Below are 25,785 nucleotides of genomic sequence, written 5' to 3' on the forward strand. Positions count from 1 at the left end.
CGTCCGCTTCTTGGCCGGCGCGATCCCGTCAGCCCTGACGGGTCTTGTAGGCTGCGATGTCGTCGGCCGTGCCGATCGAGGCCGTCGTGGTCCCGGCGGCGATGCGCTTAACCAGACCGGCGAGAACCTTGCCGCTGCCGAGCTCGACGAAATCGGTCACGCCCGCCGCCGCCATCGCCTGAACGCATTCGCGCCAGCGCACGGTACCGGTGACCTGTGCCACCAGCGAGGCGCGGATCGCATCCGGATCGCTCAATGGGGCTGCGCCGACATTGGCCATGACCGGCACGACCGGCGGCTGCATCGCGACCTTCGCCAGAGCCTCCTGCATCGCCTCGGCGGCCGGCTGCATCAGCGCGCAATGGAAGGGCGCGGAAACCGGCAGAAGCATGGCGCGCTTGACGCCGCGCTCGGTCGCCAGCGCGATGGCGCGCTCGATCGCCGCCTTCGCGCCGGAGAGCACGACCTGTCCGCCGCCATTGTCGTTGGCCGCCTCGCAGACCTCGCCCTGGGCTGCCGCCGCCGCGATCTCGCGAGCGAGATCGAGCTCGGCGCCGAGCAGGGCCGCCATGGCGCCCAAGCCGGCCGGCACGGCTTTCTGCATGGCGTCGCCGCGGATGCGCAGCAGCCGGGCGGCATCGCCGATCGAGAACGTTCCGGCCGCGGCCAGCGCCGAATATTCGCCGAGCGAATGCCCCGCCACGAAGGCGGCGTCGCGCTTCAGCTCGAGTCCCGCCTCCGCTTCGAGGACGCGCACGACCGCGAGGCTGACCGCCATCAGGGCCGGCTGCGCATTCGCGGTCAGCGTCAGTTCTTCGGCCGGGCCGTCCCACATCACGGCCGATAGCTTCTGCGACAGTGCCGCATCGACCTCGTCGAACACCGCCTTCGCCTGCGGGAAGGCTACGGCCAGGCTCTTGCCCATGCCGACGGCCTGCGAGCCCTGGCCGGGAAAGATGAACGCTGTGGTCATGCTGGAGGCGCCTCGTCCTTAACGATCTATGTATTTATGACGCGGCTGTCACAACGGTTTCGCTGTCGAGTCAAGCATGGAGCCCGGATTTTCCGCTCCTCCTGCAGGTTTTGCCGCCAGATTCCGGTTGCCATGGCGGCGCGGACACTGTAACGACCGCCTCCTGCTTGTTCGGCCGGAGGCTGAACGGATGGCGCTTGCCCGTAAGGATCAAGCGCAGGTTCTTCGGAACCGGCATCCCGTGTCTCCGCCTTCGATGAAATCCTGTCGGGCCTTATCCAGGGCTCGAAGGGCTCCGCGCCGGACGAAGCAGGGTGAAACAAGGAAGGCCACATATGGCATTGTACGAGCATGTGCTGCTCGCGCGGCAGGATGTCAGCGCGCAGCAGGTCGAAGCCCTCGTCGAGCAGTTCAAGGGCGTGATCGAAGCGAATGGCGGCGCCATCCGCAAGGTCGAGTACTGGGGCGTCAAGTCCCTCGGCTACCGCATCAAGAAGAACCGCAAGGCGCACTACACGCTGCTGAACATCGAGGGCCCCTCCGCCGCCGTGCTGGAGATGGAGCGCCAGATGCGCATCAACGAGGACATCCTGCGCTTCATGACCGTCAAGGTCGACGAGCTGGAGGAAGGTCCCTCGGCCATGCTGCAGAAGCGCGACCGCGACGACCGTCCGGAGCGTGGCGGCGACCGTTTCGAGCGCGGCCCGCGCCGCGACCGCCCGCGTCGTGAAGACGAAGCGACCACCGAAACCGCCGAAGCGGAGGCCTGAGAATGTCGACTGCATCCGCCGGCGCCCGCCGCCCCTTCTTCCGCCGCCGCAAATCCTGCCCGTTCTCGGGCGAAGGCGCCCCGAAGATCGACTACAAGGACGTGCGCCTGCTCTCGCGCTACATCTCCGAGCGCGGCAAGATCGTTCCGTCCCGCATCACGGCGGTCTCCGCCAAGAAGCAGCGCGAGCTCGCCCAGGCGATCAAGCGCGCCCGCTTCCTCGGCCTGCTGCCCTACGTCATCCGCTGATCCGTTCATTCGGATCTGGATACCGCTAATTCCCGGAGGCGCATCTCGCGCCTCCGGTTCTCGCTTTCAAGATCAACCAGTCGCCCGGCGGTGAAACTCCATCGGGTTCGTTGAGGCCAGCAGCCTCTCACCCTGCCGAGCCGAAAGGCTTGCGAGCAGCGGGACAGCAGGACGGACCATGATTCCGATTGTCGGCATCGGCGCGGGCCTCGTTGCGGCCCTGCTCTTCTCAGTGGTGATCACCGGATCGCCGCTGGCCGCGCTGCTATATTCCGCCGCTCCCCTCCCGATCTTCATCGCCTCCCTCGGCTGGAACCATCGCTCCGGGCTGTTCGCTACGGCGGCCGGCGCGCTGGCTGTCGCGGTGGCGCTGGCCCCGACCGGCGGCATCGCCTTCGCGCTGATCATCGGCCTGCCGGCTTGGTGGATCGCCTATCTCGCGCTGCTGGCCCGCTCCGATGCCCAGGGCGCCGTCGAATGGTATCCGCTCGGCAATCTCATGGTCTGGATCGCCGCGACCGCCGCACTCGCCACCGTCGGCAGCGCGCTGGTGATGACGACCGACTACGAGACCTATCGCTCCGTGATCGCGCGGATGATCGAAGGCCTGCTCAACGAGATGGTACGCAGCCGCCTGGTCTCGCTGCCGGCCGGGATCGAGGTCGGCGAACTGGCGCACAGCCTGGCCCCCGCCGTGCCGCTCGGCATCGGCGCCTCCTTCGTCACCACCATCACGGCCAATCTCTGGCTCGCCGCCCGGGCCGTGAAGGTCTCCGGCCGGCTGCCGCGGCCCTGGCCCTTCATCCCGGCGACGACCTTGCCGCGAAAGGCGCTGCTGCTCTTGCTGCTCTGCATCTTTCTGGCACCGCTCGGCGGCTTCCTCGGCGTCGCGGCCACGGCCTTCGCCGGCGCACTGCTCGCCGCTTTCATGTTCAGCGGGCTCGCCCTGCTGCACGACATCTCGCGCGGCCGCCCCTGGCGGGGGCCGCTGCTGATCTCGGTCTATGTCGCGCTCGTCGTGATGCAGGCCGTGCTGACACCGCTGCTCGCGCTCATCGGGCTCGCCGATTCGCTGTTCGGCCTGCGCAAGCGCGCGGCGCTGCCGCCTCCGCCGACCCAAGCCTGAAATCCGAAGACCAACTCAAGGAGAAGACAAAATGGAAGTGATCCTGCTCGAACGCGTCGCCAAGCTCGGCCAGATGGGCGACATCGTCCGCGTCCGCGACGGCTTCGGCCGCAACTTCCTCCTCGCCCGCGGCAAGGCGCTGCGCGCCACCGAGGAGAACAAGAAGCGCTTCGAGAGCCAGAAGCTCGAGCTCGAGACCCGCAACCTCGAGCTGAAGTCGGAAGCCGATGCCGTCGCCGAGCGCCTGAACGGCCAGAGCGTCATGATCCTGCGCCAGTCGGGCGAGTCCGGCGTCCTCTACGGTTCGGTCTCGACCCGCGACATCGCCGAGGCGCTGTCGGCCGAGGGCTTCAAAGTCGCCCGCAACCAGGTGACGCTGAACACCCCGATCAAGACGCTCGGCCTGCACACCGTCCCGGTCGTGCTGCATCCGGAAGTCGCGGTCACCGTCACCGTCAACGTCGCCCGTTCGGCCGAAGAGGCCGACCGTCAGGCCGCCGGCGAGAACGTCACGGCCCGCGAGGAGTTCGACCTCGACGATCTCGGCCTCGAGGTCGGTGCGGCGCTGGCCGAGGCCGGCGACGACGAGCGCTGAGCCCTATTGCTCGGCCGACGAGTCAAGGGCGCCGTGGCAACACGGCGCCTTTTTCGTCCTTGGCCTCTGGAGAACGGGGGTAACCGCATTCCGCTGCTGGCGCGGGCTGACAAAGTGCTAAGCTAGGCCATTCCCGACAGAGTCGCTGTGACACCGTGCGCGAGCGGCCAATTGTCGGCTTGAAGTATCGATCAGCCCTGCTTTATCGGGATGGCCATGGCCACCGCTACCGCCCTCGTTGCCCGCCTCGACAACCGTGAGGCCGAGTACCGCGTCCAGCCTCACAATATCGAGGCAGAGCAGGCGCTGCTGGGCGCGATCCTGGTCAATAACGACGCCTTCTACCGCGTCTCCGACTTCCTGCTGCCCGACCATTTCTTCGAGCCCATCCACCAGCGCGTCTTCGAACTGACGGCGAGCCTGATCCGGGCCGGCAAGATCGCGACGCCGATCACGCTCAAGACCTTCGTCAACGACCTCGATCTCGGCGAGATCACGCCGAGCCAGTACCTGGCGCGGCTCGCTGCCGAGGCGACGACCGTCATCAACGCCGGCGACTATGGCCGCACGATCTACGATCTCGCCGTGCGCCGGCAGCTCATCGGCGTCGGCGAGGATCTGGTGAACGTCGCCTACGACGCCCCGGTCGAGATGGCGCCGCGCGAACAGATCGAGGACGCCGAGCGCAAGCTTTACGAGCTGGCGGAAAAGGGCCGCTATGAAGGTGGTTTCCAGAAATTCGACGGGGCCCTGCGCCTCGCCATCGACATGGCCGCGAGTGCCTATCAGCGCGCCGGCGGCCTCTCGGGCATTTCGACCGGCCTGCGCGACGTCGACCAGCGCATGGGCGGTCTGCAGCGCTCGGACCTGCTCGTGCTCGCCGGCCGCCCGGCCATGGGCAAGACCTCGCTCGCCACCAACATCGCCTTCAACATCGCAAAAGCCTGGCGCGGCGAGCGCCAGGAGGACGGCTCGATCAAGTCGGTCGACGGCGGGATCGTCGGTTTCTTCTCGCTCGAAATGTCGGCCGACCAGCTCGCCACCCGCGTCGTCGCCGAACAATCCGGCATCTCCTCCTACAAGATCAGGCAGGGCCGCATCACCGAGGGCGACTTCGCCCGATTGACGGACGTCGCCGCGCAGATCGAGAAGCTGCCGCTCTACATCGACCAGACCGGCGGCATCTCGATCGCGCAGCTCATGGCGCGCGCCCGGCGGCTGAAGCGCCAGAAGGGGCTCGACGTCCTGTTCATCGACTACCTGCAACTGCTCTCCGGCTCGTCCAAGAACAGCCAGAACCGCGTGCAGGAGCTGACCGAGATCACAACCAGCCTGAAGGCGCTGGCCAAGGAGCTGAACGTCCCGATCGTCGCGCTCTCCCAGCTCTCGCGCCAGGTCGAGAACCGCGACGACAAGCGCCCGCAGCTCTCGGACCTGCGCGAATCCGGCTCGATCGAGCAGGACGCCGACGTGGTGATGTTCGTTTACCGCGAGGAATACTACCTCAAGGGCAAGGAGCCGCGTCCCGGCACGGAAGAGCACAACAAGTGGCAGATCGAGATGGAGGCGGCCCACGGCCTCGCCGAGCTGATCATCGGCAAGCAGCGCCACGGCCCCACCGGCACGGTTGCCTTGCAGTTCGACGCCGATGTGACACGCTTCTCCGACCGCGCCGACGAATTGCGCCTTCCGGACCGTGAATGATGACCGCCGACACCACCGATGCCGCTTATGGCGCGACGCTGACCATCGACCTCGACGCGCTGGTCTCGAACTGGCGCTTCCTCGGCCGGCGCGCCGGCACGGAAGCCGGCGCGGTCGTGAAGGCGGACGCCTACGGCATCGGCATCGAGCCGGCCGTGACGGCGCTGAACCGGGCGGGCTGCCGAAACTTCTTCGTCGCGCATCTCTCCGAGGGCATTCGTGCCCGCAAGGCCGCGCCCGAGGCGACGGTCTACATCCTCAATGGCCTCCTGCCCGGCAGCAGCGGCATCTACGCCGAGCATGGCCTCTCGCCGGTGCTCGGCTCGCACGAGGAGCTGCTGGAATGGGCTTCCTTCCGGCAGACCGGCGCGCAGGTGCGCTCGGCGGCGCTGCATGTCGATACGGCGATGAACCGGCTCGGCCTCTGGCCGGGCGAAGGCCTGAACCTCGCCCGCGAGAAGTCGGGCGCGATCGCGGCCGCCGATATCGGGCTGGTGATGAGCCATTTCGCCTCCTCGGAGGATGAGGCCGATCCGGCCAATGCCCGCCAGATCGCCGCCTTCGCCGAGATCGCTGCCGCCTTCCCGGATCTGCCGGCCTCGCTCAAGAACTCGTCCGGCCATTTCCTGAAGGATTGCCCGTCCTATCAGCTCACTCGGCCTGGTTACGCCCTCTATGGCGGCAATCCGACGCCGGGCAAGCCGAACCCGATGCAGCCGGTCGTCGGACTCGAAGCCACGATCATCCAGACCCGCGAGGTCGAGGCCGGCACGCAGGTCGGCTACAACGGCCGCTGGACGGCCAAGGGCCGGCGCAGGCTCGCCACGATCTGCCTCGGCTATGCCGACGGCTATCCGCGCAATGGCAGCTGGACCGATACGGTGACCGGCGGCTCGGCGCTGGTCGGGGGCGTGACCTGTTCCTTCGTCGGTTCGGTCTCGATGGACCTGATCATCGTCGACGTCACCGATGCACCGGAAGGCTCGGCCGTCCGCGGCGCGACGGTGACGCTGATCGGCGGCCCGCTCGATCTGGAAACGGTCGGCGCCGGCGCGAAGACGATCGGCTACGAGATCCTGACCAGCCTCGGCCGCCGCTATCGCCGGCACTATATCGGCGGCTGATGGCCAAGCGCGGACCGACCTATCACTGCCAGGCCTGCGGCGCGGTCTACCATCGCTGGCAAGGCAAGTGCGACGCTTGCGGCACCTGGTCGTCGCTGGTGGAGGATGCGCAGGCCGCGCCCGTCCCCGGCGGCGGCAGGCCCTCTTCCGGCGGCCGGGCGCGCGGCCGCGTCTTCGCACTCGAATCGCTGAAGGGCGAGACGCAGGACGCGCCGCGCATCGTTTCCGGCATCGGCGAGCTCGACCGTGTCACCGGCGGCGGCTTCGTGCCGGGCTCGGTACTGCTGATCGGCGGCGATCCAGGCATCGGCAAGTCGACGCTGCTGATGCAGGCCTGCGCCGCGCTCGCCAAGGCCGGCCGGCGCGTCGTCTACGTCTCGGGCGAGGAATCGACGGGCCAAGTCCGGCTCCGGGCCGAGCGCATGGGGTTGGCCGAAGCACCGGTCGAGCTCGCCGCCGAGACCAATGTCGAGGATATCGTCGCGACACTGGGCCAGGGCCAGCGCCCTGCCCTGGTGGTGATCGATTCGATCCAGACCATGTGGTCCGGCGAGGTCGAGAGCGCGCCCGGTACGGTGACGCAGGTGCGCGGCTCGGCCCAGGCGCTGATCCGCTATGCCAAGACCAGCGGCGTCTGCCTGATCCTGGTCGGCCATGTCACCAAGGACGGCCAGATCGCAGGCCCGCGCGTGGTCGAGCACATGGTCGATGCGGTCCTCTCCTTCGAGGGCGAAGGCGCCCATTCCTTCCGCATCCTGCGCGGCCAGAAGAACCGCTTCGGCGCGACCGACGAGATCGGCGTCTTCGAGATGACCGGCAAGGGTCTCTCGGAAGTCACCAACCCCTCGGCGCTCTTCCTCGCGGGCCGCGACCAGCCGGCGCCGGGCGCGGCCGTCTTCGCCGGAGTCGAGGGTACCCGCCCCGTGCTGGTCGAGATCCAGGCGCTGGTCGCGCCGACCGCGCTGGGCACGCCGCGGCGCGCCGTCGTCGGCTGGGAGAACAGCCGGCTCGCCATGGTCCTCGCGGTTCTGGAAACCCATGGCGGCCTGAGGCTCGGCCAGCACGACGTCTATCTCAACGTCGCCGGCGGGCTTCGCGTCAACGAGCCCGCGGCAGATATCGCGGTGGCGGCGGCGCTGGTCTCCTCGCTGACGGGGGCAGTCCTGCCGCAGGAGGCGGTCTATTTTGGCGAGATCGCCCTGTCGGGTTCGATCAGGCCGGTCTCGGTCTCGGCGGCACGGCTGAGGGAAGCGGCGAAGCTCGGCTTCGAGTCGGCGCTGATGCCGGCCGGCGGCGCCGACCATGGCGACGGCAACGGCCTGTCTTTGCGGCGTTTCGGCCATGTCACGGAACTCGTTGCCGATATCGCCGCACGCGCGCCGCGCAAGAGTGTGAAATGACCTTTGCGGATGGGTGACGCAGAAGCCCGGAACGCGTATAGCAAAGCCGAAACGGTGGCCCGCCTGCGGGCCGCTGCGCCTTGAGTCATCAGCAAAGCGGCCCTCCCATGCCTGTCACCATTCTCGATCTCGTCGTCATCGGCGTGGTTCTGATCTCGGCTTTGCTGGCGGCAGTCCGGGGTTTCACCCGGGAAGTGCTCGCGATCGTCTCGTGGATCGCCGCGGCGGCCGTGGCCTGGATGTTCCACCCGCAGCTCGTGCCCTTCATCCAGCAATATATTCCGGCGAGCTCGGCTCAGCCGACCATTGCCCTCGTCGCCTCGATCGCAGCGCTGTTCCTGGGCACGCTGATCGTCGTCTCGCTGGTCACGGCGCGCATCTCCGACTTCGTGCTCGACTCGCGCATCGGCGCTCTCGACCGCACGCTCGGCTTCGTCTTCGGCGCGGCGCGCGGCCTGCTGCTCGCCGTGATCGGCTATCTCTTCTTCGCGGCGCTGGTCGGCAACGAGAAGATGCCGGTCTGGGCCAAGGAGGCCAAGGCCAAGCCGATGCTGGAGGAAACCGGCCGCTCGCTGATCGCCATGCTGCCGCAGGATGTGAACGCCGACTTCATCAAGAACCTGCTCAAGAAGCAGGCGGCGGAGCCCGCCACCGAGGCCCCTGCGGAGGAACCGCGTACGCCGGCGACGCCGGCCCCGGTTGCACCTGCCCCATCCCGTCCCTAATTAGCGCGTAAGAGAGTTCGCCCGCAGCCCTCGTGGAGCTCGCCATGATCCCGCAGACCGAGACGGATGCCGCCTTCGACCCCAACGCCGACAGGCTGCGGGAGGAATGCGGCGTCTTCGGCATCTATGGCCACGCCGATGCGGCGGCGCTGACGGCGCTCGGGCTGCACGCCCTGCAGCATCGCGGCCAGGAGGCGGCGGGCATCGTCTCCTTCGACGGCAAGCGCTTCCATTCCGAGCGCCGCCTCGGCCTTGTCGGCGATGCCTTCTCGGAAGCGAGCGTCATCGACAAGCTCCAGGGCAGGCAGGCGATCGGGCATGTCCGTTATTCGACCACCGGCGAGACGATCCTGCGCAACGTCCAGCCGCTCTTCGCCGAATTGCATGGCGGCGGCTTCGCCGTGGCGCATAACGGCAACCTGACCAACGGTCTGACGCTGCGGCGCAACCTGGTTCGCGACGGGGCCATCTACCAGTCGACCTCCGACACCGAGGTGCTGCTGCATCTCGTCGCCCGCAGCCGCAAGCAGAATTTCGTCGACCGCTTCATCGAGGCGATCCGCCAGATCGAGGGGGCCTACGCCTTCGTCGGCATCACCAACAAGAAGCTGATCGGCGCCCGCGACCCGCTCGGCATTCGCCCGCTGGTGCTCGGTGAGCTCGACGGTTGCCCGATCCTGACCTCCGAAACCTGCGCGCTCGACATCATCGGTGCCAAGTTCATCCGCGAGGTCGAGAACGGCGAGGTCGTGATCGTCTCGGAAAACGGCATCGAGAGCCACAAGCCCTTCCCGCCCGTGGCGGAACGGCCCTGCATCTTCGAGTACATCTATTTCGCCCGGCCGGATTCCATCGTGAAGGGCCGCAGCATCTACGAGCGCCGCAAGGCCATGGGCGCCGTTCTGGCCCAGGAAGCGCCGGCCAATGCCGACGTCATCGTCCCCGTCCCGGATTCCGGCGTTCCGGCCGCGCTCGGCTACGCCCAGGCCAGCGGCATCCCGTTCGAGCTGGGCATCATCCGCAACCACTATGTTGGCCGCACCTTCATCGAGCCGACGCAGAAGGTCCGCGAGCTCGGCGTCAAGCTGAAGCATTCGGCCAACCGCTCGGTGGTCGAGGGCAAGAGCATCGTCCTGGTCGATGATTCGATCGTGCGCGGCACGACCTCCTTCAAGATCGTGAAGATGATGCGGGAGGCCGGCGCCCGCGAGGTGCATTTCCGCATCTCCTCGCCGCCGATCACCCACCCCGACTATTACGGCATCGACACGCCCGACCGCGAGAAGCTGCTCGCCGCGACGCACTCGCTCGAGGAGATGCGTCAGTTCGTCGGCGCCGACTCCCTCGCCTTCATCTCGGTCGACGGGCTCTACCGAGCGATGGGCCATGAGCGGCGCGATCCGTTACGGCCGCAGTTCACCGATCACTGCTTCACTGGCGACTATCCGACCTCGCTGACCGACGTGATCGGCGAAAGCGCCAAGCAGCAGATTTCCCTGCTGGCCGAAGCCGGCTGAACCGGCGGCCCTCTCGATGTCCAAGACGCTTCAGGGGCGCATCGCGCTCGTCACCGGCGCTTCACGCGGCATCGGCCGGGCGGCCGCGCTCGCCTTCGCCGAAGCCGGAGCCCATATCGTCGCGCTCGCCCGCACGACGGGCGCCCTGGAGGAATTGGACGACGAGATCCGCGCCATCGGCGGCAGCACCACCTTGGTGCCGCTCGACCTTTCCGACGCCGGCGGTCTGGAGAAGCTCGGCCCGGCCCTGCTGGAGCGCTGGGGCAAGCTCGATATTCTTCTCGCCAATGCCGGCATGCTCGGCCCCCTGACGCCGCTCGGCCACGCCACCGAGAAGGAGTGGGCGAAGACCTTCGAGATCAACGTCACCGCGAACTGGCGGCTGATCAAGTCGCTCGACCCGGCACTGCGCGCATCCGAAGCCGGGAGAGTCATCCTGATGTCGTCGGGCGCGGCCCATAAATGCACGGCCTATTGGGGGCCGTATTCGATCTCGAAGGCGGCGGTGGAAGCGCTGGGGCGCACCTATGCGGCCGAGACGGCGACGACGCCCGTCAAGGTCATGCTGGTCAATCCCGGCCCCCTGCGGACCCGGATGCGCGCCGAGGCGATGCCTGGCGAGGATCCGAAGACGCTGAAGACGCCGGAAGAACTGGCGCCGCATCTGGTGCGGCTAGCCTCGCCCGACTGGATGGAGAGCGGCAAGATCTTCGACTTCCCGCAAGGCAAGGTGCTGACGCCGCAGATGCCGGCCTGAGCGGTTTCCCTTCCCCCTGGGGAATAAGGCCTCTACGGAGCAGACGGTTAGGGAAGGGTCGCGCATGCGGCCCTTTCTTGTTTCGGATCGAGGGTCAGCCCTGATCCGTGGGCGCAGCGCGCTACCGCCTTCTCGCCCGAGGAGAGACGGAAAGCCCCCGCGCTAACCCTTGCCCTTGTCGTAGGGATTGTGCCCGCCGCGCCGGTGCAGGCGGATCGGCGTGCCCGGCAGCTCGAAGGCCTCTCGCAGGTTGTTGACGAGATAGCGCGTATAGGACACCGGCAGATGCTCGAGCTGGTTGCCGAACAGCGCGAAGGTCGGCGGGCGCGCCTTGGCCTGCGTCATGTAGCGGATCTTGATGCGTCGACCTGCGACGGCCGGCGGCGGATGTGCCGAAAGCACGCCTTCGAGCCAGCGGTTGATCCGCGCGGTCGAGACGCGGCGGTTCCAGACCCCGTAGGCCGAAAATACCGCCTGCATCAGCCGGTCGATGCCCTCGCCCGCGAGGCCGGACAACGGCACGATCGGGACACCTCGCACCTGCGCCAGCAGATGGTTGGCCTTTTCCTTGAGCTCGGCGAGCAGGCCCTGCTTGTCGGCGACCAGGTCCCATTTGTTGAGGCCGATCACGACGGCCCTGCCCTCGCGCTCGGTCAGGTCGACAAGCGTCAGGTCCTGCTTCTCGAAAGGGATGGTCGCGTCGAGCAGCACCACGACCACTTCTGCAAAGCGGATAGCGCGCAGCGAATCAGCAACCGAGAGCTTCTCCAGCTTCTCCTCGATGCGCGCACGCTTGCGCATGCCGGCGGTGTCGAACAGCTTGACCTTGTGGCCGCGCCATTCCCAGTCGACGGATATGGTGTCGCGCGTGATGCCGGCTTCGGGACCCACAAGCAGGCGATCCTCGCCGATCATGCGGTTGACCAGCGTCGACTTGCCCGCATTCGGGCGGCCGATGATGGTGACGCGCAAGGGCCGGTTCGGGTCGAGATTATCCTCGGAATCATCGCCCGCGGTATCGTCCCAGGCCGCCTGCTCGTCTCCGTCCTCGTCTTCGGGCTCATCCGCGACGAAGGGCGCGAGCGCCTCCAGCAGGTCGGCCGTGCCCTCGCCATGCTCCGCCGAGAACGGGACGGGATCGCCGAGGCCGAGCGAATAGGCGTCGATGATGCCGTCCGCGCCCTTCTTGCCCTCGGCCTTGTTGGCCAGCAGGATCACCGGCTTGCCGGACCGGCGGACGAGATCGGCGAAGGGCTGGTCCATCGGGGTGAGGCCGAGCCGGGCGTCGATCATGAACACCACGACATCGGCCTGGGCGATGGCCGTCTCGGTCTGGGCGCGCATGCGGCCGGCGAGCGAATCCTTGTCCGCCTCTTCCAGCCCGGCGGTGTCGATCACCTTGAAGCGCAGATGACCCAGCGTCGCGTCGCCCTCGCGGCGGTCGCGCGTGACGCCTGGCCGGTCGTCGACCAAGGCCAGCTTCTTGCCGACCAGCCGGTTGAACAGCGTCGACTTGCCGACATTGGGCCGGCCGATGAGGGCGACGATGGCTGTCATTTCAGTCAATCAATGCGTCGGCCGAGGAAGCGCCGACCGGAGAGCGCGTCAGATCAGTTCTGTACCGTCACGGGGCCGCCGCGGACCAGCGCCAGATAGAGGTCGGCGCGCTGGCGCTCGGCCTGCGGCGTCGCCGGGTCGGTGACGATCGCGTCGAACCAGCGCCCGGCATCGTCGAACAGGTTGTGCTTCAAGGCCGAGATGCCGAGAAATTCGCGGGCCGAATGGCGCCAGACTCCCGTCGGCGTCGCCAGCGGCTCAAGCGCCTGCTTGATCTCGGCATAGGGCACGAGGTCGACACGCAGGATGCCGGCCCGCAGACGGGCGAGATCGCGATAGGTCGCGTCGAGCGAGGCGTCGTTGGCGAGCGCGTCGAAGGCGGTCGCGCCGGCCGCCGGATCGCCCTTGGCGGTCTCGGCGGCGAGGCGGAAGCGGGCGATCTCGCGATAGCCGGCCGGCGCATTGGCGGCGAGTTCCTTCAGGATCGACTCAGCCTGGCCGCTGTCGCCGTCGCGCGAGGATTTCAACGCAGCCTCGAGGCGCGCGCCGACGGCGGCGGCGGCCTGGTTGCGTTGATGCTGCCAGAACTGCCAGCCGGCGACGCCGACGACGACAAGCACCGCCAGCGCGGTGACGACCCAGCCATATTTCTTCCAGAGCTCCGCCGCCTTGTCCCGGCGAACCTCCTCATCGATCTCGCGAAAAATATCGGCCATCTGACTGTCAAAATCCCTGTTGGGAGCCCGGTAGCATTTTCGTGCGGGGAATGCGAGCGGGAACGGCTCTTCAGGCTTGCGGCCGGCTTGCCCTGAACAGCAGGCTGCCGTCGCCATAGCTGTAGAAGCGATATTGCTCGGCGATCGCATGGGCATAGGCCCGTTTCATCACGTCGAGGCCGCAGAACGCGGAGACGAGCATGAACAAGGTCGACCGCGGCAGATGGAAATTGGTCATCAGCACGTCGACGGCGCGGAAGCGATAGCCCGGCGTGATGAAGATCGCCGTGTCGCCGGAGAACGGTCCGACGACGCCGTCCTCGCCCGTCGCGCTTTCGAGCAGCCGCAGCGAGGTCGTGCCGGCGGCGACGATGCGCCCGCCTCGCGCCCTCACGGCATTGAGCGCGGCCGCGGTCTCGGCGGAAACGGTGCCCCACTCCGCATGCATGCGGTGCTCTTTGGTGTCCTCGGCCTTGACCGGCAGGAAGGTGCCCGCGCCGACGTGCAGCGTCACGAAATGGCGCGATACGCCGCGCGCATCCAGCGCCGCGAACAGCTCCGGCGTGAAGTGCAATCCGGCCGTCGGCGCCGCGACGGCGCCCTCGTGCCGGGCATAGGCCGTCTGATAGTCGGAGGCATCGGCGCTGTCGGCCGGGCGCTTGCCGGCGATATAGGGCGGCAGCGGCAACTCGCCCAGCCGCGCGATCGCCTCGTCGAGCCAGGCGCCGGTCAGGCTGAAGCGCAGCTCGACCTCCCCGCCCTCGCCCCTGGCGACGACTTCGGCCTGGAGGCGGCCGAGCTCGCAGGCATTGCTGGCGCCTTCGGAATCGAAGACCACCGTCTCACCCGGCGCGAGCTTCTTGGCCGGGCGGGCGAAGGCCAGCCAGCGATCCTCGCTCTCACGCTTGTGCAGCATGATCTCGACGCGGGCAGAATCCTCGCCGCGATAGCGTCGGCCGCGCAGCCGCGAGGGAATGACGCGCGTATCGTTGAGCACCAGCGCGTCCCCCGGCTGAAGCAGCGCGGGCAGGTCGCGGATTCCCATATCCGCGAAAGGCTCGGGCGTATCCGGCCGCACGACGAGCAGCCGCGCCGCATCGCGAGGGCTTGCGGGCCTCAGCGCGATACGGTCTTCCGGCAGATCGAAATCGAAAAGATCGACATTCATCGGTGTTTACCGGACCCAGGCCCGGTTCTCGAGCACGACCCGATAGCCGTCGGCATCCTCGAAGGTCCGCCCATGCGTCGACCACCAGGGGTTGGCAGGTTCGACGGGGTCGAAACCGGCCGCCTCCATGCGGACGACCGCACGGGTCCAGTCCGCAGCATCGGGGAGATAGAACACGAGCAGGTTCTCAGGCGTCGACGCGCCGGAGACATAATGCCCGTGCCGAACGGTGAATTCGAGATGATAGGGCCATGCGGGATGGCCCATCATCGCGCCGTCGAAGCCGTCATGGTTCTCGAAGCCCGAGATTTCCTCGAAGCCCAGCCCATCAGAATAGAAGCGGCGCAGCGGCGCGAGATCGTTCGTCGCTCGCGCCACCCGCATGACAGGGACAGATCCCTGAGCCGTCTTCATCAGGCCGCGTCGGCCATCACCTTCATCGAGACGATGGAGTCGGGATCGCGCACCGGCTCGCCGCGCTTGATCTTGTCGACGTTCTCCATGCCTTCGACGACCTCGCCCCAGACGGTGTACTGCTTGTCGAGGAAGCGGGCATCGTCGAACACGATGAAGAACTGGCTGTTGGCCGAGTTCGGGTTCTGGGCGCGAGCCATCGAGCAGATGCCGCGGACATGCGGCTCGGCGTTGAACTCCTGCTTCAGGTCCGGGTAGCTCGAGCCGCCGGTGCCGGTGCCATGCGGGCAGCCGACCTGGGCCATGAAGCCGTCGATGACACGATGGAAGACGATGCCGTCGTAGAAGCCCTCACGGGCAAGCAGCTTGATGCGCTCGACATGGCCGGGCGCGAGATCGGGGCGCAGCTTGATCACCACGCGGCCCTTGGTCGTCTCCATGACGATGGTGTTTTCCGGATCGAGCGACATCAGCTCTGCCTTTCGTTGAGCGGCACATGGCCGTGGAAGCGTATGGTGAAGGGTCGCCCCGCGATACTCGCTCCGAGGCCCTTCGACAACCTCATCGGCGTGCAGGCGTCCACCGCGGCGACGGCGGACTCGCTGAAGCGCCGCTGGAAAGCGGCATCGCCCCGGCGGGTTTCCCAGGTGACGCGGGGCTGGCCGAAGAGAGTCCCGTCGCGGCGCAGGCTGAAGCGCAGCGAGACCATCGCGCCGGTCAGGTCCCCCGGCAAGGCCGGCGGCTGCCAGCAACGGCGCAGCGCCGGGCCGATATCGACGAGCTTGTCGACGGTGCCGCCCTGCTCGGCCGGCGTCTGGGGCGAGACGTCCCCGACGAGCCCGATATCGCCGCTGCCGCTCCTGAGGCGCGGTGGGCCGATGCGGCGCTGATCCAGGCCGGGAATGTCGCTGCCGCTGAACGGGCCACCGACGCCGGGAGCATAGCGCTGCCCGCTCGGCGGCGGCAGGATCGGATTCTGCGAGCCGGAGGGCGGCGGCAGAACGGGGTTTTGCGAACCGGAAGCCGGCGGCCGTCCGAGATCGAGCGTCTCCTGCGCCTCAGCCGGCGAAAGCGCCGCGGCGAGGACGATGGCGGTCAGGGCGAGATGGCGCATGCTTCACTCCTTTGCACCAGAACGCCCTGCCTCTTCCGATGTTCGCAGCGGCTTACTTGGCGTCCGACAGCATCCGCATCGAGATGATCTTGTCGGGATTCGTCACCTGGCCGCTGCCGGACGCCCCCTTCTTGATCTTGCGGACCGCATCCATCCCGGAAACCACCTCGCCGAACAGCGTATAGCTGCCGGTCAGCGAGCCGCAGCCCTCGTAGCAGATGAAGAACTGCGAATTGGCCGAGTTCGGCGACTGCGAGCGCGCCATGCCGACCGACCCGACCTTATAGGGCGTCTGGCTGAACTCGGCCGGAATGTTCGGCAGGTCCGAGCCGCCGGTGCCGGTGCCCGTCGGGTCGCCGGTCTGGGCCATGAAGCCGTCGATGACACGGTGAAAGACGATGCCGTCGTAGAAGTGGCGCTTCACCAGGGTCTTGATCTGCGCGACGTGCTTCGGCGCGAGATCGGGCCGAAGCCGGATCGTCACCGGGCCATCCTTGGTGGTCAGCACCACCGTGTTCTCCGGGTCGAGCTTCGGGGCCGGGGCGGCGGTCTGCGCCTGGGCAAGGCCGAGCGAGGCGACGAGGGCTAGGGCGGCAAGCGGGCTGCGCAGCATGAACATCTCCATGGCCGCCAGATCCCGGCGGCGCTGCCCCGGTGAGTAGCCGCATCCTTTGGCCGGAACAAGGCGCGACCGCGCCTCTGATTCCGCCTTTGTTGCACTGCACAAGTGCAATCGAGATTGAATTTGCAAAAAGTTGAGGCGCGACGTGCCTAAACTGATGACAGCTCCGTCACAATCGGCTAATCCTTCCCGGGCTGGGCACGCTTTGTTAGGCAGAGCGCCGCGGACCAGGTCTCGGGAGGAACGAACGCCCGCTAGTATACAAGTCGTACGCTTTTGAGACGTGCGCCGATACTGCGGAAAAAAGCGTACTTACCAAGGCAAGGCATCGGCCTTGCCTTTTTCTTTGGCCGCTTCCCCTGAGGCGTCACCCTGCGGCATCCCCGCACTGAAGCGATGCTGCAGTTGCGCTCGATGCGCGTGCTTTTGCTCCGATTCGGACGAAACAGCTTCTCGCGGGAGGCTTTCGGCACATTGCCGAGCGAAGACGCCGCTGACGGGGCGCATGCCCTCAGAAATCGTAGGCCGACCAGATATACCAGACGAAGACGAAGATGACGGCGGCGATGACCGAGGTGATCGCTGCCTTCTTCAGCAGGCCCGGCAGCACCGGGGCACCGGGCTCGGTGCCATCGACGACATCGCCGCTCTCCTGCTGGCTCCGAATGCCGAAGGGCAGCACGGCGAACAGCACCGTCCACCAGATGATGAAATAGACCGCGAGCGCGCTGGCGATTGTCATGATGCGGCTCCCGCCAGGGCGATGCAGGAAAAGGCGACCCGCGCCTCGGTCGGGACGCCGAAGCGGGCGGTATGGCGCGCCGGCAGGCCGCCGGGGAAGTGCGTCACATACGCGGCGTTGCAGGCGGCATAGTCGGCCGGATCCGTGATCAGCATCGTCATCTGCACGACGCGATCCAGCGAGCTTCCCGCCTCCGCCAGGATTTCCGCAACGCGGCCCAATGCATTGCGCACCTCCTCGGCCGGGGTCGCGCCGCGGTGGATGCCGCGGGCCGGATCATGCGGTGCGGAGTGCCCGGAAACGAAGACGAGGCCTCCGGCAACGGTCGCGGCACTGAACGGGCGCGGCGAACCGGCCTCCGGCTGACCGAAGAAGACGATGTCGGACATGGGCTCAGGCCTGTTCCAGCTCGACCAGCGTGCCGAGGAAATCCTTCGGGTGCAGGAAAAGCACCGGCTTGCCGTGAGCGCCGATGCGCGGCTCGCCGGAGCCCAGCACGCGCGCGCCCTGCTCCTTCAGCCGGTCGCGGGCGGCGAGGATATCGTCGACTTCGTAGCAGATGTGATGGATGCCGCCATCGGGATTGCGCTCGAGGAACTTGGCGACGGGAGAGTCAGCCCCCAGCGGTTCCAGCAACTCGACCTTGGTGTTGGGCAGTTCGACGAAGACCACGGTGACGCCGTGATCCGGCTCGGGCTGCGGCTGCGAGACGCGCGCGCCGAGCGTGTCGCGATAGAGCGCCGTCGAGGCCGCGAGATCCTTCACGGCGATGGCGACATGGTTGAGGCGTCCGATCATGGCAGCTCCGCTCAGGCAGTCGGCAATGGGCAGTCGGTAGCCGCAGTGGCGTTCGCGTCCCGACTGCCTACTGCCTACTCCCGACCGTCCTACACCTCAATCACCAGCGCATGCACCAGCGGCTTCTTGCCCCATTCCTCGTTGACGGCACTGCGCACGCCGCGCTCCAGCGCGTTGCGCAGGGCTTCAGGGTCGCGTCGGCGGGCCTCGGGGATGCCGTCGAGGAGTTCGGCGACGGTGTCGGCGACATATTCGTCGAAATCCGTGCCGTCCTGGGTCCGCGGCGGCAAGCCGAGGATCGCGATCTCCGGCTCGCCGGCGATGCCGCCCTTCTCGTCGACGGCGACCGCCACCGAAACCATGCCGGCGAAAGACAATCGGCGGCGCTCCTGGATGGTCTTCTCCAGCGCGTTCACCAGCAGGCTGCCATCCTGATAGAGCCGGCCATGCGGCGCCTCGTCGGCCTTGCGGGCGCCGTCGCCCGAGATCGCGACCACGTCGCCATTGCCGGCGCGCAGCACGTGCCTGACGCCGAGACTGCGGGCGAAGCTCTCATGCTCGGCCAGATGCAGATCCTCGCCATGGGCGGGGATCGCGATCTGCGGCTTCAGCCAGCCATAGAGCCGGGCCAGCTCCTCGCGGCGCGGATGGCCGGAGACATGGACCAGATGGGTGCGGTCGGTGATGATCTCGATATTGTCGCGGGCCAGCGCGTTCAGGATGTTGCCGACCGATTTCTCGTTGCCGGGGATGGTGCGCGAGGAGAAAATGACCCGGTCGCCCGGCGAAAGCGCGATCTCGGGATGGTCGTCGGCAGCGATGCGCGAAAGCGCCGCACGCGGCTCGCCCTGGCTGCCGGTGAGCAGCGCCACCACCTTGTCGCGCGGCAGGTAGCCATAGGCGTCGACCGGGCGAAAACCCGGTATGCCGTCGAGATAGCCGCATTCGCGCGCCACGTCGATCACCCGCTCCATGGCGCGGCCGACGACAACGACCTCCCGCTCGTTCGCCATCGCCGCCTCGGCCACCGCGCGCAGGCGTGCGACGTTCGAGGCGAAGGTGGTGACGGCGACCCGGCCCGGCGCCGACTGCACCAGCTCCTTGAGCTTGGCCGCGACATCGGCCTCGCTCGGGCTGATGCCTTCGCGCATGACGTTGGTCGAGTCGCAGATCAGCGCGAGGACGCCCTCCTCGCCGAGCTCGCGCAGGCGCTTCTCGTCGGTCGGCAGGCCGACGCGCGGGGTCGGGTCGATCTTCCAGTCGCCGGTATGGACGAGCAGCCCGGCCGGGGTCCGGATGGCCAGCGCGTTCGACTCGGGGATGGAGTGCGCGACGGGCACGAACTCGATATCGAAGGGGCCGAGCGTGATCCGCCCGCCCTGCGGCACGACGTTGATCTCGACCTTGGGCGCGCCCGGCTCCGACAGGCGGCGCGTGCCGAGCAGGCCGGCGGCGAACGGCGTGCAGTAGACCGGCGCGCGCAACGAGGGCCAGAGCGCCGCAAGCGCGCCGATATGGTCCTCATGGGCGTGGGTGATGACGATCCCGAGAAGGTTCGCCCGCTCCTCGATGATGTAGCGCAGGTCGGGCAGGACGATATCGACGCCCGGCGCCTCCGGCCCGGCGAAGGACAGCCCGCAATCGACCAGGATCCATTTTCGCCGGCCCTCGGGCCCGAAGCCGTAGAGAGCGGCGTTCATGCCGATCTCGCCGAGGCCGCCGAGGGGAACGAAAACGAGCTGGTCGCTGGAACGGGTCACTGGCAATCCTGATTCTGGCAATGGCTTGATCGATGCCGCGTGATGGCAACGAGCGGTATAGCATCGGAAGGCGGAATTCACATTTCCGCGGATTCCGATGCGATAACAATCCGATAGAGCATCACAACCGCGTCCGGTCGAGCGCCCGATGATCTAGCACGCCGGCGGCTTCGTCTCCAGATCGAAGCAGGTCGAGCCGGGGCCAACGATCAGGCGGGACGTCCGAAGAACAGGTCGCCAGCGTCGATCAGGCGCCGTCCGGCCTCGGTTTCGAGTTCCAGGCGCCCGATCGGATCGAGGCCGATGAAGATGCCGGCGAGTGGCCCTTCCGGCAGTCGGATCGTGATGGTCTCGCCCAGGAAGGCGGCCCGCTCGAGCCAGGCGGCACGCGTCGGGCCGAAGCCGCCGGGCTGCGACCAGACGGCGAAGCGCCTGGCCCAGGCGTCGCTGAGGGCGCCGAGCAGCGCCTCGACGCTCGCCTCCGGCGCAACCGCCTTGAGATAGGTCGCGGGATAGGGCGTATCGGACGGGCAGGAGGCGATATTGACTCCACAGCCGAGAATGACGTTGAGCCGCCCGCCGCGGCTCTCGCCTTCGAGCAGCAGGCCGGAGGTCTTGGCGCCGCCGAGCAGCAGGTCGTTGGGCCATTTCAGCCTTAGGCCGGAGGCCGCAGGTCCGAGCAGCCCGGCTGCGGCATCGTGCAGCGCGAGGCCGGCGACGAAGCCGAGCTGCGGCGCGAGCGCCGGCTCGCAGGGGTCGGTCAGGAGCAGGCTGGCGTAGAGATTGCCGGGCGGCGAGCCCCACTGCCGGCCGTGGCGCCCGCGCCCGGCATGCTGGCTGCGGGCGACGATCCAGAGCTTGCCGGGCTCGCCCTGCTCGAGAGCCCGGCGGGCCTCGTCCATCGTCGAGGCCACCTCGTCCCGGACGACCAGCCGGTAGCTCGCAGCACGAGCCGCTTCGCCGAGCACGCGCTGCGAGCTCAGAACAGCGACTTCGCCGCCGCGGCAGCCGAGTCGAACAGGGGCGCCGGAACGAAGGACAGCACCAGCACGAACAGCGCCGAGATCAGCAACACCGTGCGCACCCCGAGATCGGCCTCCTCGAAGGCCGGTTTCGGATCGTCGAAATACATCACCTTGACCAGGCGCAGATAGTAGTAGGCGCCGACCACGCTGGTCAGCACGCCGACCACGGCCAGCACGTAGAGCTTGGCGTTGATCGCGGCGAGGAAGACGTACCACTTCGCCCAGAAGCCGGCGAGCGGCGGGATGCCGGCGAGCGAGAACATCATCATCGACAGCGCAAACGCCATCCAGCCATTGGTCCGCGACAGGCCGGCGAGCTCGGAGATGTCCTCGACCAGCTTGCCGTCGCGGCGCATCATCAGCACGCAGGCGAAGGCGGCGAGCGTCGTGGCGAGGTAGATCGCCATGTAGGTCATCACGCCCTGCACGCCTTCGGGCGTGCCGGCGGCGAGACCGACCAGCGCATAGCCCATGTTGGCGATCGAGGAATAGGCCAGCAGGCGCTTGATGTTGCGCTGGCCGATCGCGGCGAACGCGCCGAGCGCCATCGAGGCGATCGCGATGAAGATGATGATCTGGCGCCAGTCGTGGATCGCGCCCGGGAAGGCGCCGATGAAGATCCGGATCACCATCGCCATGGCGGCCATCTTCGGAGCCGAGGCGAAGAAGGCCGCGATCGGGGTCGGAGCGCCCTCATAGACGTCCGGCGTCCACATGTGGAACGGCACGGCCGAGATCTTGAAGACGACGCCGGCCGCGATGAAGACGATGCCGAAGATCAGGCCGAGCCCGGCGTGGCCGCCCTGCGTCGCCGCGGCGATCCCGGTGAAGCTGACCGTTCCGGTGAAGCCATAGACCAGCGAGCCGCCATAGAGCAGCATGCCGGAGGAAAGCGTGCCGAGGATGAAGTACTTCAGGCCGGCTTCCGTCGATTTCGCATTGTCGCGGTCGAAGGCCGCGACGACGTAGAGCGCCAGCGACTGCAGCTCGATGCCGATATAGAGCCCGATCAGGTCGTTGGCCGAGATCATCATCATCATGCCGATGGTGGCCAGCACGACGAGGACCGGGAACTCGAAGCGCATCACGCCGTCACGGCGCAGCGGGCTGGAGGCGAGCAGGATCGCCGCGCCGGCGCCGATCAGCGTCAGCACCTTCATGAAGCGCGCGAAGCCATCGACGATGAAGCCGCCGTTGAAGGTCAGGAGCTTGCCCGTTCCCGACAGGACGAGCACCAGCGCCACGGCCAGCAGGACCAGCGCCGCCCCTTCCAGGAGACGGGCGGAGCGCTCGCGCTGGATGGCGCCGACCAGCACCATGGCGATGGCGCCAAGCGCCAGAATGATTTCCGGCAGGGCCGGGCCGAGAGCGGGCAGAGCCATGTCCGAGACCTTACTGCGCGGCCGCGAGCGCCGTCTTCGCGACGGTGAGCGCGGCCTGATAGTTCTTGATCAGCATTTCGGTCGGCGCCGCGAAGGCGTCGAGGATGGTGTGCGGCTGGATGCCGTACCAGATCGTCAGCAGGACGAGCGGGACCAGGATTGCGACCTCGCGGCCGTTCAGGTCCTGGATGTCCTTGAGCTCGGGCTTCACCAGTTCGCCGAACACGACGCGGCGATAGAGCCACAGCGCATAGCAGGCCGAGAGGATCACGCCCGAGGTGGCGAAGAAGGCGACCCAGGGATTGGCCCGGAACGAGCCGAGGAGCGTCAGGAATTCGCCGACGAAGCCCGAGGTACCCGGCAGGCCGACATTGGCCATGGTGAAGACCATGAAGACGACCGCATAGAGCGGCATCCGGTTCACCAGCCCACCATAGGCGGCGATCTCGCGGGTATGCATGCGGTCGTAGATCACGCCGACGCAGAGGAAGAGCGCGCCCGAGACCAGCCCGTGGCTGACCATCTGGTACATCGCGCCCTGGATGCCCTGCGGGGTCAGCGTGAACAGACCCATGGTGACGAAGCCCATATGCGCCACCGAGGAATAGGCGATCAGCTTCTTGATGTCCTCCTGCATCATCGCCACCAGCGAGGTGTAGACGATGGCGATGACCGACAAAGCGAAGACCAGCGGCGCGAAATAATGCGACGCCTCGGGGAACATCGGAATCGAGAAGCGGATGAAGCCGTAGCCGCCCATCTTCAGCAGGATGGCCGCCAGCACGACGGAGCCCGCGGTCGGCGCCTCGACGTGGGCGTCGGGCAGCCAGGTATGGACCGGCCACATCGGCATCTTCACCGCGAAGGATGCGAAGAAGGCGAGCCAGAGCCAGGTCTGCATGCCGGCCGGAAACTTGTGCGCGAGCAGCGAGGGAATGTCGGTGGTGCCCGCGTTCCAGTACATCGCCATCACGGCCAGCAGCATCAGCACCGAGCCGAGGAGCGTGTAGAGGAAGAACTTGTAGGAGGCGTAGACGCGCCGCTTGCCGCCCCAGATGCCGATGATCAGGAACATCGGGATCAGGCCCGCCTCGAAGAACAGGTAGAACAGCACGAGGTCGAGCGCCGCGAAGACGCCGATCATCAGCGCCTCCAGCACCAGGAAGGCGACCATGTACTCGGCCACCCGCTTCTCGACCGAGGTCCAGGATGCGCCGATGCAGAACGGCATCAGGAAGGCCGTCAGCACGATGAACGGGAAGGAGAAGCCGTCGACGCCGAGCTTGAAGCGGATCGCCTCCGAGATCCAGGCATGGCTCTCGACGAGCTGGAAGCCAGGATCGGCCGGGTTGAAGCGGCTCCAGGCGATCCAGGCGAGGATGAAGGTCAGGACCGTCGTGAACAGCGCGATCCAGCGCGCGTTCGAGCCGACCGAGGCCTCGTCGCCGCGCAGCACGAGGATCAGCGCCGCGCCGACCAGCGGCAGGATCAGGAGACCGGTGAGGATACCGAAACCGAACATCATCTCACCCGCGGGTCAGGAGATACCAGGTCACCAGCCCGGCGACACCGATCAGCATGGCGAAGGCATAGTGATAGAGATAACCGGTCTGCAGCCTGACGACGCGGTTGGTCACGTCGACGACGCGGGCCGAGACGCCGTCCGGGCCGAAGCCGTCGATGACGAAGCCGTCGCCCTTCTTCCACAGGAAGCGGCCGAGCCACTTCGCCGGACGCACGAACAGGAAGTCGTAGATCTCGTCGAAATACCACTTGTTGAGCAGGAACTGGTACAGCGCCGGGTTCGCCGCAGCGAGCCTGCCCGGGATGTCCGGCCGGCTGACATACATCCAGTAGGCCAGCGCGAAGCCGATCACCATCGCCGCGAACGGCGACCAGACCACCCATTTCGGCACCTCGTGCATCGCGTGCAGGATGTGGTTGTCCTTGCCCATGAACAGCGCCGACTTCCAGAAATGCTCGAAGTCGTGGCCGACGAAATACTCCTTGAAGGCGTAGCCGGCGAAGATCGCCCCGGCCGAGAGCATGGCGAGCGGCAGCAGCATCACCCACGGGCTCTCATGGGGAGTGTGGTCATGGCCGTGGCCGCCATGGCCGTGATCGTCATGCGCCTGCTCGTCATGACCGTGCGCGGCATGAGCGTGGTCGTCGTGGCCATGCGCGGCATGGCCCCAGCGCGGCGCGCCCTCGAAGGTCATGAAATAGAGGCGCCAGGAATAGAACGACGTCATCGCCGCCGCGACCACCAGCAGCACGAAGGCATAGGAGGAGGCGAAGCCGCCATGCTCGACCGAGGCATAGGCGCTCTCGATGATCGCATCCTTCGAGAAATAGCCGGCGAAGCCGGGAAAGCCGGTCAGCGCCAGCGTGCCGATCGTCATCGCCGCGGCCGTGAAGGGGATGTATTTCCGCAGGCCGCCCATGTTCCGCATGTCCTGCTCGTGATGCATCGCGTGGATGACCGAGCCGGCGCCGAGGAACAGCAGCGCCTTGAAGAAGGCGTGGGTGAAGAGGTGGAAGATGCCGGCGCCGTAATTGCCGACGCCGAGCGCGACGAACATGTAGCCGAGCTGGGAGCAGGTCGAATAGGCGATGACGCGCTTGATGTCGTTCTGCACCAGGCCGACGGTCGCGGCGAAGAAGGCCGTGGTGGCGCCGATGACGGTGACGACCGTGAGCGCGACCGGCGCATATTCGAAGATCGGCGACAGGCGCGCCACCATGAAGACGCCGGCGGTGACCATGGTCGCGGCATGGATCAGCGCCGAGACCGGGGTCGGGCCTTCCATCGCGTCCGGCAGCCAGGTGTGCAGCAGGAACTGCGCCGACTTGCCCATCGCGCCCATGAACAGCAGCAGGCTCGCGATCGTCAGCGCGTTCCAGTCATAGCCGAGGAAGTGGAAGGGCTTGCCGACGAGCTCGCCGACATGCGGGAAGATCGAGTCGAAGGCGACCGAGCCGAACAGCACGAAGACCAGGAAGATGCCGAGCGAGAACCCGAAATCGCCGACGCGGTTGACGATGAAGGCCTTCATCGCCGCGGCGCAGGCAGAAGGCTTCTGGTACCAGAAGCCGATCAGCAGATAGGAGGCGAGGCCCACCCCTTCCCAGCCGAAGAACATCTGGACGAGGTTGTCCGACGTCACCAGCATCAGCATGGCGAAGGTGAAGAGCGAGAGATAGGCGAAGAAGCGCGGCCGGTGCGGGTCCTCGTGCATGTAGCCGATCGAGTAGAGGTGCACGAGCGACGACACGGTGTTGACCACGACCAGCATCACCGCCGTCAGCGTGTCGACGCGGAAGGCCCAGTCGACCTGCAGCTCGCCGGAGGAGATCCAGCTCGCCACCTGGACGCGCGTCGTGCCGCCGCCGAAGCCGACCTGGGCGAAGGCGACCCAGGACAGCACCGCCGAGACGACCAGCAGGGCCGTGGTGACGATCTCGGAGCCGCGGGGGCCGATCAGCCGGCCGAACAGGCCGGCGATCAGGAAGCCGATGAGAGGGAGGAAGACGATCGCGTGATACAT

26 protein-coding genes are annotated in these 25,785 nt (G+C 67.3%); 10 read left to right on the top strand and 16 right to left on the bottom strand.

Annotation, left to right across the window (positions count from 1 at the left end):
• Window positions 1-28 precede the first annotated feature (28 nt).
• Window positions 29-973, bottom strand: a complete 945-nt coding sequence (fabD, locus tag BGO20_RS05630; RefSeq protein WP_291662003.1) for an ACP S-malonyltransferase — start codon at window positions 971-973, stop codon at window positions 29-31.
• 335 nt (window positions 974-1,308) lie between these two features.
• On the opposite strand from fabD, the gene rpsF reads away from it, so the two are divergent.
• The 10 genes from rpsF (at window position 1,309) to BGO20_RS05680 (ending at window position 10,939) form a co-directional block, all read left to right on the top strand.
• Window positions 1,309-1,743, top strand: a complete 435-nt coding sequence (gene rpsF, locus BGO20_RS05635) for a 30S ribosomal protein S6 (protein WP_291662002.1) — start codon at window positions 1,309-1,311, stop codon at window positions 1,741-1,743.
• A gap of 2 nt (window positions 1,744-1,745) precedes the next feature.
• A complete protein-coding gene (gene rpsR / locus BGO20_RS05640; RefSeq protein WP_038367644.1) occupies window positions 1,746-1,991 on the top strand; it encodes a 30S ribosomal protein S18 in 246 nt (81 codons plus the stop codon).
• A gap of 178 nt (window positions 1,992-2,169) precedes the next feature.
• Window positions 2,170-3,117: a DUF2232 domain-containing protein gene (locus tag BGO20_RS05645; protein ID WP_291662000.1), complete on the top strand. Its 948-nt coding sequence runs from the start codon at window positions 2,170-2,172 to the stop codon at window positions 3,115-3,117.
• A 31-nt stretch (window positions 3,118-3,148) separates the two neighbouring features.
• A complete protein-coding gene (rplI, locus tag BGO20_RS05650) occupies window positions 3,149-3,712 on the top strand; it encodes a 50S ribosomal protein L9 (protein WP_291661998.1) in 564 nt (187 codons plus the stop codon).
• Between the two features lie 216 nt (window positions 3,713-3,928).
• Complete coding sequence (locus tag BGO20_RS05655; protein ID WP_291661996.1) at window positions 3,929-5,416, top strand: replicative DNA helicase; 1,488 nt, start codon at window positions 3,929-3,931, stop codon at window positions 5,414-5,416.
• Window positions 5,416-6,540: an alanine racemase gene (alr, locus tag BGO20_RS05660; protein WP_291662589.1), complete on the top strand. Its 1,125-nt coding sequence runs from the start codon at window positions 5,416-5,418 to the stop codon at window positions 6,538-6,540. The genes BGO20_RS05655 and alr overlap by 1 nt, the downstream gene beginning before the upstream one ends.
• Complete coding sequence (gene radA / locus BGO20_RS05665) at window positions 6,540-7,940, top strand: DNA repair protein RadA (RefSeq protein WP_291661995.1); 1,401 nt, start codon at window positions 6,540-6,542, stop codon at window positions 7,938-7,940. The genes alr and radA overlap by 1 nt, the downstream gene beginning before the upstream one ends.
• A gap of 107 nt (window positions 7,941-8,047) precedes the next feature.
• Window positions 8,048-8,665: a CvpA family protein gene (locus BGO20_RS05670; RefSeq protein ID WP_291661994.1), complete on the top strand. Its 618-nt coding sequence runs from the start codon at window positions 8,048-8,050 to the stop codon at window positions 8,663-8,665.
• 44 nt (window positions 8,666-8,709) lie between these two features.
• Window positions 8,710-10,182, top strand: a complete 1,473-nt coding sequence (gene purF, locus BGO20_RS05675) for an amidophosphoribosyltransferase (RefSeq protein WP_291661992.1) — start codon at window positions 8,710-8,712, stop codon at window positions 10,180-10,182.
• Window positions 10,183-10,198: 16 nt separating this feature from the next.
• Window positions 10,199-10,939, top strand: a complete 741-nt coding sequence (locus BGO20_RS05680; RefSeq protein WP_291661991.1) for an SDR family NAD(P)-dependent oxidoreductase — start codon at window positions 10,199-10,201, stop codon at window positions 10,937-10,939.
• Window positions 10,940-11,101: 162 nt separating this feature from the next.
• Here the strand turns inward: BGO20_RS05680 and der are convergent, their stop codons facing one another.
• From der to nuoL, 15 genes are all read right to left on the bottom strand, one after another.
• Window positions 11,102-12,496, bottom strand: coding sequence for a ribosome biogenesis GTPase Der (gene der, locus BGO20_RS05685; RefSeq protein WP_291661990.1), 1,395 nt, complete (start codon window positions 12,494-12,496; stop codon window positions 11,102-11,104).
• Between the two features lie 53 nt (window positions 12,497-12,549).
• Window positions 12,550-13,212 (bottom strand): tetratricopeptide repeat protein, encoded by a 663-nt coding sequence (locus BGO20_RS05690; RefSeq protein ID WP_291661988.1) that lies wholly within the window; start codon window positions 13,210-13,212, stop codon window positions 12,550-12,552.
• A 70-nt stretch (window positions 13,213-13,282) separates the two neighbouring features.
• Window positions 13,283-14,380 (bottom strand): tRNA preQ1(34) S-adenosylmethionine ribosyltransferase-isomerase QueA, encoded by a 1,098-nt coding sequence (queA, locus tag BGO20_RS05695; RefSeq protein WP_291661987.1) that lies wholly within the window; start codon window positions 14,378-14,380, stop codon window positions 13,283-13,285.
• A gap of 6 nt (window positions 14,381-14,386) precedes the next feature.
• The gene (locus tag BGO20_RS05700; RefSeq protein WP_291661985.1) at window positions 14,387-14,764 is read right to left on the bottom strand and encodes a VOC family protein; all 378 of its coding nucleotides are present in this window, start codon (window positions 14,762-14,764) and stop codon (window positions 14,387-14,389) included.
• A gap of 29 nt (window positions 14,765-14,793) precedes the next feature.
• Window positions 14,794-15,264 carry a peptidylprolyl isomerase gene (locus BGO20_RS05705; protein ID WP_089175232.1) on the bottom strand — a complete coding sequence of 157 codons (471 nt, stop codon included), beginning with the start codon at window positions 15,262-15,264 and terminating at the stop codon, window positions 14,794-14,796.
• Window positions 15,264-15,908 carry a hypothetical protein gene (locus BGO20_RS05710; RefSeq protein ID WP_291661983.1) on the bottom strand — a complete coding sequence of 215 codons (645 nt, stop codon included), beginning with the start codon at window positions 15,906-15,908 and terminating at the stop codon, window positions 15,264-15,266. Before BGO20_RS05710 ends, BGO20_RS05705 begins: the two co-directional genes overlap by 1 nt.
• Window positions 15,909-15,960: 52 nt before the next feature.
• A complete protein-coding gene (locus BGO20_RS05715; RefSeq protein ID WP_291666504.1) occupies window positions 15,961-16,521 on the bottom strand; it encodes a peptidylprolyl isomerase in 561 nt (186 codons plus the stop codon).
• A gap of 520 nt (window positions 16,522-17,041) precedes the next feature.
• Entirely contained in the window at window positions 17,042-17,272 is a 231-nt protein-coding gene (locus BGO20_RS05720) for a DUF1467 family protein (RefSeq protein WP_291661978.1), read from the bottom strand.
• Window positions 17,269-17,661 (bottom strand): RidA family protein, encoded by a 393-nt coding sequence (locus tag BGO20_RS05725; RefSeq protein ID WP_291661976.1) that lies wholly within the window; start codon window positions 17,659-17,661, stop codon window positions 17,269-17,271. Before BGO20_RS05725 ends, BGO20_RS05720 begins: the two co-directional genes overlap by 4 nt.
• Window positions 17,662-17,665: 4 nt before the next feature.
• Window positions 17,666-18,070 carry a methylmalonyl-CoA epimerase gene (gene mce, locus BGO20_RS05730; RefSeq protein ID WP_291661974.1) on the bottom strand — a complete coding sequence of 135 codons (405 nt, stop codon included), beginning with the start codon at window positions 18,068-18,070 and terminating at the stop codon, window positions 17,666-17,668.
• 89 nt (window positions 18,071-18,159) lie between these two features.
• Complete coding sequence (locus BGO20_RS05735) at window positions 18,160-19,830, bottom strand: ribonuclease J (protein ID WP_291661973.1); 1,671 nt, start codon at window positions 19,828-19,830, stop codon at window positions 18,160-18,162.
• A 209-nt stretch (window positions 19,831-20,039) separates the two neighbouring features.
• Window positions 20,040-20,798, bottom strand: a complete 759-nt coding sequence (locus tag BGO20_RS05740) for a biotin--[acetyl-CoA-carboxylase] ligase (protein ID WP_291661971.1) — start codon at window positions 20,796-20,798, stop codon at window positions 20,040-20,042.
• 11 nt (window positions 20,799-20,809) lie between these two features.
• Window positions 20,810-22,237, bottom strand: a complete 1,428-nt coding sequence (gene nuoN / locus BGO20_RS05745) for an NADH-quinone oxidoreductase subunit NuoN (RefSeq protein ID WP_291661969.1) — start codon at window positions 22,235-22,237, stop codon at window positions 20,810-20,812.
• Between the two features lie 10 nt (window positions 22,238-22,247).
• A complete protein-coding gene (locus BGO20_RS05750; protein ID WP_291662588.1) occupies window positions 22,248-23,759 on the bottom strand; it encodes an NADH-quinone oxidoreductase subunit M in 1,512 nt (503 codons plus the stop codon).
• A gap of 4 nt (window positions 23,760-23,763) precedes the next feature.
• A complete protein-coding gene (gene nuoL, locus BGO20_RS05755; protein WP_291661968.1) occupies window positions 23,764-25,785 on the bottom strand; it encodes an NADH-quinone oxidoreductase subunit L in 2,022 nt (673 codons plus the stop codon).

This window comes from Allobosea sp. 67-29, assembly GCF_001898115.1.
Classification (GTDB): domain Bacteria; phylum Pseudomonadota; class Alphaproteobacteria; order Rhizobiales; family Beijerinckiaceae; genus Allobosea.